A 12502-nucleotide genomic window follows, 5' to 3' on the forward strand; every position below is an offset into this window, starting at 1 on the left:
CCGTGTCCGTGTCCGTGTCCGTGATCATGATGGTGGTGGTCTTTCAGCAGCAGGGCGCTGACCAGATTGACGGTTAATCCCAGTACGGCAACCCAGATCGCCTGATCAAACTGAATCTGTTGGGGGTCAAACAGGCGCACAACGGATTCCACGATCATCAGCAGCGCGACCACGGCGAGGGCAATCGCACTGGCAAACCCGCCGAGAATATTTACTTTACCTGTGCCAAAACTGTAGGCCGGATTGGATGCGTTATTACGTGCATAGCGATAGGCGAACAGGGTAATCATAAATGCGGCGACATGCGTTGCCATGTGCCAGCCGTCGGCCAGCAGCGCCATGGAACCGTACCAGGCGCCTGCGACAATTTCTGCCACCATGGTGACTGCGGTCAGAATCAGCACATACAGAGTGTTGCGTTCACCTGTCTGGTGTTCTGAATTAAATTCATGACTGTGTTGCCATTTTGTGTGGGGATTGGCTCGATTGTTGGCAGGCATAATAAGTCTTAATAATGAGGTTATGTTGATCATACAGGGTGTTTGCATTGCCCTGAAGCGTTAGCCTGCGACCTGACGTATACATCTTCCGGCACGGGACTCTGGCCTGATTGGAAGCTGGTACCATGGTGCGAATAAAAGTATTGTTTTTAGCAGAATAATTAAAAAGCGATCACATGCTGAATCGCCGGGGGTCACCGATGAAATCTCTGTTGTCATGGAAGTTGAAGGGAGGAGCACTGCAGGCAGTCGCGTCCGCATTGCTGCTCACCATGTTTTTGACCACGCCTGTTCAGGCAGAACTATCTCAGACAGAACCATCCGCCGATCTGTTACAAAAGCGCCAGATGCTGGAACTGATGGCTTATCGCAGCACGACGGAATTCAGTTTAATCGCCCTGAATCAGGGAACCGGCGGCGCGGTCGAGCGTCTGGCATCTGTCATCCGTCAGGGCGATGCTCTGGCTGCAGAGTTGGGTGCTGAGTGGCCGGAGCTGCAGGAACAGTGGCAGTTATCCCGGCAGTTCCTGCAGGAAAAACAACAAGCGGCAATTAATGGCGACGAAGCCGGGCTGGCAACGGAAGTGAAGCTGCGTCAGGAGGCTCTGTACCACGTGCTGGAAGAGAACCGCCCGGCCGATAGCGGCTTCAGCGGTGAAGAGCAGACCATAGTTTTGTTACTGGATAATCTGGAACGGGTGGTGGCTGCTTATGTTTCTTTTAATATGAGCCTGTTTGGTGTGCACACCGACCCGGACAACGGTATCGCGCAGTATGTGAAGTCATTTGATGAGACGCTGGCTCAGTTGAAAGATCAGGAATTAAAACGCAGTGTCAGCGGAAAGTGGGAGTTTGTGCGCGGCGCTTTGCTGGCCTACAACGAACGTTCTGCGGTTTATATTGTTGATCGTACCGGGCGCTCGATCCGCGATCTGCTCAGCGCCGGCATCAGTTCTGATCAGCTGGCGTCCGAATAGGACGCCAGTGCGGTAACCCCGTCTGCTTTGCCGCGCTTTTACTGCTTGAGTTGTTTCAGCAGAGATTCCGGTACTTTTTTAATGCGCAGCTCGTTGCTGACCGCATCAAATACTACTTCTTCTTTATCCAGCAGGCTGGCAGAAAAGCTCAGGCTCAGGTCTTTGTTCTTGCCTGTGAAGCGGATAAAACCTTTCAGTTTTTTCCGGTCCGGAATCAGCTCGGTCTTAATGGCATCGGCTACTACGCGGGTGTCGTGCCCCTGAGCAGCCAGCTGCTCAGGCGTCAGTCCTTCCGGTGCTTTCTGCTGGCGTTCTTTCTGCTTATCAACGATGTAATGTGAGAAGTCTTTACCCGCATCGGTTTTTACCTGAGTGGCCATAAAGTCGGCCAGCTCTTCGAACACCACAGGCTCACCACGCATATCCTGCTCGATACAGTAATCCACCACTTTGGCTTTGTATTCAAAGCCCTGATCGGCGGGCAGGGTGTGAGAAAACTCGTCGACAATTTCCAGAAACGCTTCGGTTTCTTCGGCGGTGTTCAGAGTGTCGGTAAAGCCGATGCATTCGGCAAAATGGTTCTGCAGCGGTTTATCACCACGGCCGAAGCTGAAAGTCAGATATTTACTGTCGTCGTCTGCAGCCCAGTCGGTCAGATTCAGCAGTACTCCAAAGCCCGTGTTAGAAAAATCCAGATAGCTGGTTTCCGTTAACGTCATATCCGGATTAACCGCGACGCTGGTTTTGCGGCGCAGATGAAACATATACAGGCGATCATCGTCAGCTAACTGATCGAGGAAAAAGGCCAGGTAGCCCTCAATCGCCAGCTCGGTATTATCCAGACTGTTGACGAAATGCTTGCTGATACGACGGGTCATGGACATAAAGCTTTCGCGTTCCTGTTGCCAGTCCTGTACCAGCGCACGCACCTGAGTGATTTCAGGATGGAAAACGCCATAGCGTTTTCCCGAGCGCTGGGTAAAGACAGACTTCAGCTGAGCGGCGGTCTGGGCATAAAAGTGCGCGACGGCTTCACTTTCCAGATCAGCATCGTGTTCGCTGGAATTCAGTGACGCCGCCGGATCTTTAACGTCTTTGCTGATCTGATGGGTAACAAAATGCTTCAGTGCCATGAATTAATGTCCGTCGAATTCGCAAATGGCGTATACGTCAAAACCGGCATCGCGCAGCTTTTTGCTGCCGCCCAGGTCGGGCAGATCAATAATCGCTGCGCATTCAACAACCTCTGCCTGCAGCTCTCTGACCAGATGGCAGGCGGCCAGCATGGTGCCGCCGGTGGCGATCAGATCGTCCATCACCAGTACGCGGTCGCCGGCTTTGAAGGCGTCGGTGTGCAGTTCGATGGTGGCGCTGCCGTACTCCAGATCGTAACTGGCGGTGACGGTATCAAAGGGCAGTTTGCCTTTTTTGCGCACCGGCACCAGACTCAGGCCCAGTTCATAGGCCAGCGGGGCGCCAAGGATAAAACCGCGGGCATCAATGGCAGCGACGGCATCCAGTTTCAGGTCCTGATAGCGATGGACATAGCTGTCGATGAGTTTGCGGAACACGTTACGGTTCTGCAGCAGGGGCATGATATCGCGGAACATGACGCCTTCTTCCGGCCAGTTGGCTACGGTTCGGATGGCGTTTTTGATTTCGTCGCGATAAAAGCTCATATCTTTCTCCAGCTTTCAGTAAATGGTGCCCGCATCGGTGGGCGGATAAATTCGGAAGCGGCGGATTATAAACCTTAGGGCTTCAGACTACAGCCTCGGCAGCGGTATAAACCGGATGGAATGGCTGCTATTCCTGTTATCAGGAAAAAAGTCAGCCACAGGCCGGTTTAAACCGTGTGATTCCGGCGCTAACACAGATAGAATCGCGCCCCTTTTCTGCGTTTGCCCACAGGTACACTCCATGTCTTATCCGTTATCCCCAAAAAGCCATCAGGCGGCCCTCAAACTCACCGATGAACAGCGCTACCGTCACTTTATCGAAAAAGTGGTCGCCCACGGTGAAATCTGGAGTCTGGCCAATGAAGAAGGCTGGGTGACTGTGACCTCCGAAGGCGATAATGCGCTGCCGGTCTGGCCACACCCGGATTACGCTGCGGAATGGGCGCAGGGCGACTGGGATGACTGCACACCTAAGAGTGTCCCGCTGGATGTCTGGCTGGAGCGTTGGACGCCAGGCCTGATCAGTGACGAAACCTGGCTGGTGGTGTTTCCGAACCTGAAAGAACAGGCACTGATGGTTGAGCCTCAGGATCTCGACGACGCACTGCGCGACGCTATGATCTGAGGCTGCTCAACGGCGGCTGACAGTGTCAGGACGGTAAAGGCAGTCGTCATTGACGCTCAATCTGAGTAAAGTAGTGCAACGACAGCGAAAACGCTGATTCTTTCTGATCCGCAGCGGACACGGGCGATTTTCCCCGTGGCCGCCAGCCCGTAAAGCAGGAGTCTGTTATGTCTCGTATCTCTGCATCCTTTGCCAGACCCTTACTGCCGGTTGTCGCCCTTGGCACAATGCTGTTTGGTGTCAGCAGCTGCTCCGCCGCGCCGGTTGAGCTTAAAGTGGCAGACGCCAATGGCTGCCCGGCGATCTTTCAGCACAAAATGAAAAAGCTGCACAGCGCCAAAGTGCTGGACCTGTGTGAAGTGACCCACGGACAGCCGGTGATGCTGGTGAATACGGCCAGCCACTGTGGCTTCACCGGTCAGTTTGCCGACCTGGAAGCCATCCACGAGAAATACAAAGATCAGGGGCTGGTGGTGATCGGGGTATCGTCGGATTCCTTCAATCAGGAAGCCGATGATGAAGCTGAAGCGGCTGGCATCTGTTTCGAAAACTTTGGTGTGACGTTCACCATGCTGTCCACCGTGCCGGTGAAAGGGTCAGACGCACATCCATTGTTTCAGGAAGTCGCCCGTCAGGATGTGGCACCCAAATGGAATTTCTACAAATATCTGATCAATCGTGAAGGGCGTATCGTCAGCTCCAATTCCAGCATGACGATTCCGGACGATGACGAAATCAAGGCGCTGCTGAGCGGCGGATAAAAACGACCATCAGAACCTCCCTTACCCCCGAAAAAACCGCCGTCGTTTATGCACTGCTGGCCGTATTGTTCTGGTCAACGGTGGCGACGGCGTTTAAGTTCGCTCTGGCTGGCTTAACTCCGCGCTGGATGCTGCTGATTGCCGTGGCCGTGTCCTGGGGCTTTCTCTCGCTGGTATTGCTGTTTAAAAAGCAATTGGTATTGGCTGCACAGGAGCTGCGCAGCAACTGGCCGGTGGCGTTGCGCCGCGCCTTAATTAATCCCGTCTGCTACTACCTGATTCTGTTACAGGCTTATGATCTGTTGCCGGCACAGCAGGCGCAGGCGATTAATTACACCTGGGCGATCACTATGAGCCTGCTGGCGGTGCCGTTATTAGGGCAGAAACTGCGCTGGCCGGATGCCGTGGCTTTATTGCTGGCTTATTGCGGCGTGCTGGTGATCGCCACCCGTGGCGATGTGCTGGGCCTGACATTTGATTCGCTTAGCGGTGTTTTACTGGCCTTGCTGAGCACGCTGTTATGGGCTTTGTACTGGATTCTGAATACCCGTGACAGTCGTCAGGGCGATCAGGCAGATGCCGGGCGCACATTGTGGTCGGGCTTTACTCTCGCCGTACCGCTGTTGCTGGTGATCACTCTGTTGGTGGATGACGTGCCGCAATGGGCGAATGCACAGACGCAGCAATCAGTCGCTGCCGCTGTGTACGTGGGAATTTTTGAAATGGGGCTGACCTTCCTGTTGTGGCAGCAGGCGATGAATCTGACACAGCGTACCGCGGCAATCAGCTCACTGATATTTCTCAGCCCGTTTCTGTCGCTGGTGTTTATCAGTCAGCTGCTGGGCGAAGAGGTGGCTCTTTCTACCCCTCTGGGGCTGGCCTTGATTCTTGCCGGACTGGCGCTGCAGAAAATACCTGTGGCAGGCAGAAAAGCCGGCTGACGGACCGGATCATCAGGCACAAAAAAGCCCTGAAAATCAGGGCTTTTTTGTGTTCAGACAGAATGGCTTACAGCTGACGGAAAGATTCCATCAGAGCCGGTACGCCTGGGAACATACCAATGGCAGCCATAATGGCGCACAGAATCAGGAAGGTGATGCCAGGGATAACCCAGCGACCAGCATGACCCAGTTCTTTACCGCGCTCTTTACAGCCGATTAGCCCCAGGTTATCCAGCAGCATGGTCAGAGACCAGCCAAATACCGGGTTAACCAGTGCCGACGAGAATACAACGATCGCTGCAGACTGAGTGGTTTTACCTTCACGGGTCATCTGCATGCCGGCTTCCAGCAGCGGCAGGAATACACCAACGATCAGAGCCACACTCAGTACAGGTTGCCAGATCGCGAGATCCATCGGATAACCCCACAGAGCGGCCACGACACAAAATACACCAGTGAGGATGGCACCAGCCGGGATTGGACGCATGGCGATGGCTGCCGGAACAATGTAGGTACCCCATGAGGATGCCAGGTTACCGCCACCTAACAGACTACCAACCGCCTGACGGGCAGATGCTGCAACCATGGTGTCATCGATATTCATCAACACTTTGTCGGTATTTTTCGGATAGCTCAGTTCCTGGAATACACGGTGACCCAGAAAATCCGGTGACCACATGGCTACCGCCAGTACAGCAAATGGTGCGACGGCAATGAATTCCTGAATACCTGGGAGACCCATTTTCCAACCCGTATCTTCACCCCACCAGTAGGAAGGATCCAGATTCGGAATACCCGGTTGAGTGGTAAATTCAAACGGTGCGCCCAGCGTGAAAGAAATCACAGCAGCCAGTGCAGCACCCAGTGGAATCGCCAGCCAGCGCTTCTGAATGTGCTCCAGCCAGGCGTACATTATGATGGTGGCAATGATGACCACAAAGGCAATGTATGCCATGTCAAAGCTTTCAGCCCAGGCGAACATTTTTTTCACCTGTCCGGTCACGCCGATAAAGCCAAGATAAATCAGCAGGCCACCACATACCCCTTTACTGGTAAGTTTGGCCAGCATACTGCCACCGTGCGATATGCCGAGAATAAAGCCGAACACGCCGATTAACACACCAAGGGCCAACGGGTGTCCGCCGGATGCCACGATCAGTGGGATCAGTGGAATTAACGGACCATGGGTACCTGCAAGGTTCGCGGTCGGGTTGATAAAACCGGAAATCAGAATAACGAACAGCACCGCAGCGATCAGCATTTCGAAGCGTGCGTTTTCGATCACAAATTCCGGAGACAGGCCCAGCGTGCCTGCGTATGCACCAACGACAGCGGCGACCATCACAATTTTACCGATGGTTGCTGCCATGGCTGGCACCATATCTTCAAACTCAAAACGATAGTCACGGCCGGGTAAATTAATCTTCCAGCGCCGTGGTGACATAATTTTCAGCTCATTGGACAGATAGTCCGTGCGACTGCTGAACTCAGAAGATGGTTTGTGCTGAGACTGGTAACTTTTTTCGTTGTTGTTGTTCATGGTTATCCCTGACTGCATTAAAGGGGCTGTGCAAGTTAGGTTTTCGTCCATCAATCAACAATCCGACTTTAGGCATAGATTTGTCATTTTCTGTTTTTATGGGGCGAACAATTTTTACAAAGCGAAGATTTTTGCGGGTAATTTACCGCTGAGGTGATAAATAAAAAATTATTATGTGAGTAAATGGAACGGAAAGCGGAGCTGTTAAGGTGCGTGAATTACAACAGGTTTGAATATTACCGGTGTGAAATTTTCCAGAAGGGTGGAAATTCAGCCTGTTCAGCAGCAGGCGTAAAAGCCGGCCGGACAAAACATGTACCAAATTCAGTTAAGCCTTTTTGCTTTTGTCGGATAGCGGACAAAAAAAGCCCTGCAAGATGCAGGGCAAGACTAAATGAAACAGAGAGAAGAAAAGAAATGGATTACAGATTAAACAGCTGACGGATATCGTCCCAGTCAACGTATTTAAAGTTCTGTGCATCGTCTGGCAGCATGTTGCGGCCATCCTGCACGACCAGCATTCCATGGGGATATTCATCACCCAGGTCTGCAGAGGAAACGGTCAGACCATCGGTTTCTGAAGCACCATCGATGCTTTTCTCCGCATTAATACCAATGCGGAACCGGCCAATATACGTATACGGTGCTTCCGCCTGATACACCACATAACTGTCATTACCCTGGCTGGACACAATCAGATACGCCTTATCGCCTTTGCGATAAACATCCATACCTTCAATATCATCCACCAGTATTTCTGATACCGGTGACACCATGGTCATTTCTGCAGATGCATCAGCGTCGGCTGCTAAGGTCCATACGGCAACATCCTCTTCACCAATAAACAGACGCTGTTCAGCATCGTCCGCGGCACAGCCTTCGGGCTGAGTGGCTACTGCAAACTCACGTACTTTCTTGCCTGACCAGCCGCTGGCGGCGTCCAGCAGCTGCCATTGCTCGAAGCGTCCGTCTTTGTCATTCACAAATACAAAGAATTCACCGTGCGGATTTTTGTACATGCACATGCCGTAAATATCGCTCAGGTCTGTTGCTACCTCACCGGCTGCGGTCAGTAATCCGCTGGCAGGATTAATGGCAAACAGCGCAATGGAATTACGGTCGCGCTGGCTGGCGGCGGCAATATCCATGGTCTTACCTTTAAAGGTGAATCCCTGGCGAACATCAACGTTATTAACGCGGCCGGCGTTTAATTCCTGTACCTGATTTCCGTGCAGGTCATAAACATAGAGGCCATGCTGTTTATCCGTTCCCAGAACAAGGCTGTCAGCCGGAATTTTTTTATTTACCCAGATGGCCGGATCATCTGCCGCATCGCCGGCGCTGGCGACCGGCGTGGTTTCCGCCGATGGCGACAGTTGTGCTATACGCTGCGCGGTTGCTGCACGTTCTGGCAACTGCAGCTGAGCAGAATAGAGCGCTGAGGAGTTGTCATCCAGCAAGGCGATATGGCTGCCATCCATGCTGGCCGTGAGGCTGTCGATGGCAATGTTCTGTGGCAGCTGCCAGCTGAACGTGGCGCTGTATTTGCTACTTTCGATGCGGTAGCTGTGCAGTAAGTTACTGCCCAGTTCACCAATAAGAAGCTGACCGTTGGCAATCGCCAGTGGACCGGCATTGTCCTGCAGCTGCCCCCAGGGTTGAACCAGATCGACCGGCTTACGTGAGACTTCACTTTCCGCACGGGCGTTGTATGCCCAGACACCAATATTTTCTTCGCTGACGAACAGCTGGTCAGTTTCATCATCAACGACGCAGTATTCACTCTGTGGTGGCAGCGGAAACTGGCGGATTTCGCTGTGTTTCAGTGTGTTGCCAGACATGCTCAGCAACAATTGGTGAGCCATCTGGTTTTCATCCATAACAAACAGGTTAAGTTCGCTGGCGGATGGCTGATACAGACAGATGCCTTCCATTGGGTAAGGCAGTGGCTGTCCATAATGGATGTCGCTGATTTTGCCATCCCGGACGCTGTAGCTGACCAGTCGGTTTGCTGATGCATCGACGCTGATGAACAGTGGCTGACCATCGACATTGCGCTCACTGATGTATTCCGCGCTGATGTCCAGAGTCTGTTGTTGACCATCGGCCGCAGTGAGCAGCATGTTGCCGTCAGGATGCACTGATAACCATTGGCCGTTGATAAAGGCAGCCTGTTCAGCTTCCATTGGCTGCTGCTGCATCAGCAGGTTTTCAGAGTTGTCAGAAGAAGACGATTTAATACCGAGGTCAGCACAGGCTGCCAATGTCAGCAGCGGTAACAGGGCGGCGACCTTTATAGGCGTATTGAACGGTTTATTTTTCATAATAAGAACTAAATTGGCTGGCAGAAAAAGGCCGGGTGAAGTCACCCGGCATAAGTACACAGAACAGTGATCAGAAGTTGGTGAAGGTCAGACCGAGACGGTAAGTCGGGCCGTAATCTTCATACTGTGCGTTGTATTTGCTGCTGCGCTGGTAGGTGTAGTAAGGCTCGTCAGTGATATTGGCGATATCAAAGTTAACCTTCAGCTGTTGAGTGATGTCGTAAGCGGCACTGAAATCCAGCTGAGTCTGAGAGGACTGATATACGTCTTCCAGATCATCGTCCAGGTTGCCGACTTCCATCAGGTACTCAGATTTGTAGTTGCTGGCCAGACGCAGGCTCAGACCATTTTTCTCATAGCCGATGACCAGGTTACCGGTCAGCTCAGACTGGCTTGGCAGATCAATTTTACGGCCGCCCTGCAGTTCTGCTTCAGAATCGGTGTAAGTCGCGTTGGCAGAAATCAGCAGGCCATCAAACGGTGCCGGCAGCATTTCCATTTTTTGTGATGCTGACAGTTCTACACCGGTCAGGCTTGCGCTTTTACCGTTGTCGTAACTTTCCACGCCGCCTGTGTATTCTTCGTAACCGGCGTTTTCACGGATGTCGGCCTGGAAGATAAAGTCGTCGATATCTTTGTAGAACACGGAGGCTGATACAGCACCAGCAGTACCTGTGTAGTGCTCGATACCCAGATCGAAGTTAGCCGCTGTCATAGCATCCAGTTGCGGGTTACCGGCTTCTGCTTCGTCGCCTTCGGAAGACAGGGAAGGTGCCATCTGTTCAAACGTCGGGCGTACAACGGAATTGGTCCATGCCGCACGAACCTGAGTGTCCTCGGTCAGCTTGTAACGTGCCTGAATATTTGGCAGTACGTGGCTGTATGAGTTGTCGTCTTTGTAGCGGTTATAGGATTCGTCATCGTCATTGTATTGCATACCATCAAAGTCGTGCTTGGTGTGCTCGTAACGGATACCGGCCAGAATAAACAGATCATTAATTTCGGCATTGGCCATCACGTAGGCGGCGGTAATGTCTTCGTTCACTGTGTAGTCGGCGATGCGCGAATCTGCACCGGCATTTTCCAGAGCTTCTGCTTTGTCCATACCATCAATCAGAGAGTAGATGGCAGATGGTGAAATCCCCGGGCCGTATTCGCTCAGATCGTAATCAACGCTGGTTGAGAAGTTGTCCAGTGTTTCGCCGTTGAAGTCTTCATAAACGAAAACGTCTTCATCGTTGGTTTTTTCACGGGTCTTGTATTTACCACCGAATTTAACCTGAGATGGGTAATCGGCAATAAACAGATCACGGGTAATATCGAAACGCAGGCTGGACTGAGTATCGTCAGTTAAGGTTTCTTCGTATTCAACTTCGTCAATTTCGTAAGACGATGCATCATAGTAAGACGCCGGAGCACTCAGACGTGGTTTGCGGCTGTTGCTGAAGCCCATATCTGAGAATTCGCCAGTAAATGCGGCACCACTGAGGCCACCCGGATTCTCTTCTTCGGATTTGCTGTAACCTAGGGCGTATTCCACCGTCCAGTCCTGGATAAAGTGTTCGCCGCCAAAGGTGGTGGACAGAATGGTTTGCTTCTCTTCACGATCTTTCAGTTCGCGCGCAACTTCCGCATCACCGCTGGCGCCTGGTGTCTGTGCGTTGGCAAACTCGATGACTGACGCCTGGCGGGTTTCAAAATCTTTGAAGGAGCTGTACAGGTTGCGCAGGTACAGACGGTTGCTGGCGTCGATTTCCAGATCGAAGTTTAATGCGGCACCAATACGCTTACGCTCGATATCGTAATCACGGATTTCAAACTCTTCCAGGCTGCCTTCATCCCAGTGAGCACCGGTTTCAACGTTTTCAGAACCGAATTTACGGTCGTTATAGCTGAATGCACCGGCAACCCCGAGGCGCTGGCCGTTGCCGAGCAGGAAGGTATTACCACCGGAAATGCCGTAATTAGGGCTGGTCTGATCGGTCTGTTCATCGTAGCTGGCACCGGCGCGCAGAGTATAAAAAGCACCTTCACGGTCCAGGGCCGACAGGCTTTCTACTTCAATGGAACCGCCGATGGCGTTGGCATCCATATCCGGGGTCAGAGTTTTGGTAACGACTAAGGCACTGATCAGATCGGATGGCATTACGTCCAGCGCTACTGCACGACGGCCGGCTTCCGGTGCTGGCAGCTGAGTGCCGTTCACAGTGACTGAGTTCAGATCCGGGCTGATACCACGGACACGGACAAAACGGCCTTCGCCCTGATCACGTTCAATAGAAATACCCGGTACACGCTGCAGCGCTTCGGCGGCGTTGGTATCCGGCAGCTGGCCGATGGCATCAGCGTTGATCACACTGATGGTGTTGTCGGCGTAGCGCTGACGGTCAAGGCCACGCTGAAGCTGTGCCGCCTGACCGACAACCAGAATTTCTTCCACTGGCTCTTCGGCATTATTCAGCACGATGTCCAGATTCTTCACTTCTTTATCCGCTACGGTAATGGTGCGGCTGTCGATCAGTTTGCCGCCGACAATCACCTGCAGGGTGTATTCACCTGCAGTCAGGCTCGGCATACGGAAGCGGCCACCTTTACCGGCCAGTACTTCACGGTTCAGTTCATCGATGCGGACTACAGCACCTGTATAAACAGTTTCGTTCTGAACATCGCTCACACGGCCTTCAAGGATTCCATCGGCGATGGCTGGCATGGTCAAACCTGCCGCTGTAAAAGCCACCACGGCAGCCAGTGGTTTCATTCGAAATTTCATTGTTCTAACTCCGGTTGAGGAAAAGCTGCGGCGAAGGTAGGCAGAGAATATTTCTGTTATGTGACAGCCAGTCGTCAGGGCGGCGGATATCCCGGCAGGTAGCGGCGTTTTATTGTGGTTTTGATCTTAATTAACCCCTACGCGGGTTATTTTTGCCGGGAACTGTTCTCCGGTTCCGCTGAAAAAGCAGGAAATTACAAATATTGATGCTGAAACAATGAGCTTATTTGACCCGTGAGCGTATTTTTCACCATTCATTGGAATGTCATATAAGTGTCATATTACCTTGATATTACCGCAGCAGAATCTTCGAGGTATGACGCTATGCTGCACACTCTGGCTGTCCATAAAAATAAACTGAGGTGAGTTCAACCGGTCAACGCAA

The 12502-nt window shown here is 52.3% G+C and carries 10 protein-coding genes; 4 read left to right on the forward strand and 6 right to left on the reverse strand.

Annotated features, from left to right (window positions below; all coding sequences use genetic code 11):
• The coding region (locus B2Z72_RS17865) for a cation diffusion facilitator family transporter (protein ID WP_297005452.1) at positions 1–500 on the reverse strand (500 nt) is incomplete at its 3' end.
• Between the two features lie 200 nt (positions 501–700).
• Between B2Z72_RS17865 and B2Z72_RS17870 the strand changes: the two genes are divergently transcribed.
• A complete protein-coding gene (locus B2Z72_RS17870) occupies positions 701–1477 on the forward strand; it encodes a hypothetical protein (RefSeq protein ID WP_296982080.1) in 777 nt (258 codons plus the stop codon).
• Between the two features lie 38 nt (positions 1478–1515).
• On the opposite strand, the gene B2Z72_RS17875 is transcribed toward B2Z72_RS17870, so the two are convergent.
• Both B2Z72_RS17875 and B2Z72_RS17880 read right to left on the reverse strand, forming a co-directional pair.
• Positions 1516–2610 (reverse strand): nucleoid-associated protein, encoded by a 1095-nt coding sequence (locus tag B2Z72_RS17875; protein ID WP_297005456.1) that lies wholly within the window; start codon positions 2608–2610, stop codon positions 1516–1518.
• Positions 2611–2613: 3 nt separating this feature from the next.
• The gene (locus tag B2Z72_RS17880) at positions 2614–3156 is read right to left on the reverse strand and encodes an adenine phosphoribosyltransferase (RefSeq protein WP_296982084.1); all 543 of its coding nucleotides are present in this window, start codon (positions 3154–3156) and stop codon (positions 2614–2616) included.
• A gap of 241 nt (positions 3157–3397) precedes the next feature.
• Here B2Z72_RS17880 and B2Z72_RS17885 point away from each other — a divergent pair, with 241 nt between their 5' ends.
• From B2Z72_RS17885 to B2Z72_RS17895, 3 genes are all read left to right on the forward strand, one after another.
• Positions 3398–3781, forward strand: a complete 384-nt coding sequence (locus B2Z72_RS17885; RefSeq protein WP_296982086.1) for a DUF2750 domain-containing protein — start codon at positions 3398–3400, stop codon at positions 3779–3781.
• Between the two features lie 167 nt (positions 3782–3948).
• Positions 3949–4542 carry a glutathione peroxidase gene (locus B2Z72_RS17890; RefSeq protein ID WP_296985692.1) on the forward strand — a complete coding sequence of 198 codons (594 nt, stop codon included), beginning with the start codon at positions 3949–3951 and terminating at the stop codon, positions 4540–4542.
• An 8-nt stretch (positions 4543–4550) separates the two neighbouring features.
• Positions 4551–5483, forward strand: coding sequence for a DMT family transporter (locus B2Z72_RS17895; RefSeq protein WP_296985695.1), 933 nt, complete (start codon positions 4551–4553; stop codon positions 5481–5483).
• A gap of 67 nt (positions 5484–5550) precedes the next feature.
• On the opposite strand, the gene B2Z72_RS17900 is transcribed toward B2Z72_RS17895, so the two are convergent.
• The 3 genes from B2Z72_RS17900 to B2Z72_RS17910 all read right to left on the reverse strand — a co-directional run bounded on the left by B2Z72_RS17900 (position 5551) and on the right by B2Z72_RS17910 (position 12117).
• Entirely contained in the window at positions 5551–7023 is a 1473-nt protein-coding gene (locus tag B2Z72_RS17900; RefSeq protein WP_297005459.1) for a DUF3360 family protein, read from the reverse strand.
• A 422-nt stretch (positions 7024–7445) separates the two neighbouring features.
• Positions 7446–9347 carry a phytase gene (locus B2Z72_RS17905; protein WP_296980932.1) on the reverse strand — a complete coding sequence of 634 codons (1902 nt, stop codon included), beginning with the start codon at positions 9345–9347 and terminating at the stop codon, positions 7446–7448.
• A 70-nt stretch (positions 9348–9417) separates the two neighbouring features.
• Positions 9418–12117 (reverse strand): TonB-dependent receptor, encoded by a 2700-nt coding sequence (locus B2Z72_RS17910; RefSeq protein WP_296980934.1) that lies wholly within the window; start codon positions 12115–12117, stop codon positions 9418–9420.
• Between the last annotated feature and the right edge of the window lie 385 nt (positions 12118–12502).

Source organism: Thalassolituus sp. UBA6592 (assembly GCF_002433655.1).
GTDB lineage: Bacteria > Pseudomonadota > Gammaproteobacteria > Pseudomonadales > Oceanobacteraceae > Venatoribacter.

Excerpts from the sequence above, each read along its gene's own strand:
- B2Z72_RS17870 (WP_296982080.1), top strand. The coding sequence starts at position 701 with ATGAAATCTCTGTTGTCATGGAAGTTGAAGGGAGGAGCACTGCAGGCA.
- B2Z72_RS17875 (WP_297005456.1), bottom strand. The coding sequence starts at position 2,610 with ATGGCACTGAAGCATTTTGTTACCCATCAGATCAGCAAAGACGTTAAA.
- B2Z72_RS17880 (WP_296982084.1), bottom strand. The coding sequence starts at position 3,156 with ATGAGCTTTTATCGCGACGAAATCAAAAACGCCATCCGAACCGTAGCC.
- B2Z72_RS17885 (WP_296982086.1), top strand. The coding sequence starts at position 3,398 with ATGTCTTATCCGTTATCCCCAAAAAGCCATCAGGCGGCCCTCAAACTC.
- B2Z72_RS17890 (WP_296985692.1), top strand. The coding sequence starts at position 3,949 with ATGTCTCGTATCTCTGCATCCTTTGCCAGACCCTTACTGCCGGTTGTC.
- B2Z72_RS17900 (WP_297005459.1), bottom strand. The coding sequence starts at position 7,023 with ATGAACAACAACAACGAAAAAAGTTACCAGTCTCAGCACAAACCATCT.
- B2Z72_RS17905 (WP_296980932.1), bottom strand. The coding sequence starts at position 9,347 with ATGAAAAATAAACCGTTCAATACGCCTATAAAGGTCGCCGCCCTGTTA.
- B2Z72_RS17910 (WP_296980934.1), bottom strand. The coding sequence starts at position 12,117 with ATGAAATTTCGAATGAAACCACTGGCTGCCGTGGTGGCTTTTACAGCG.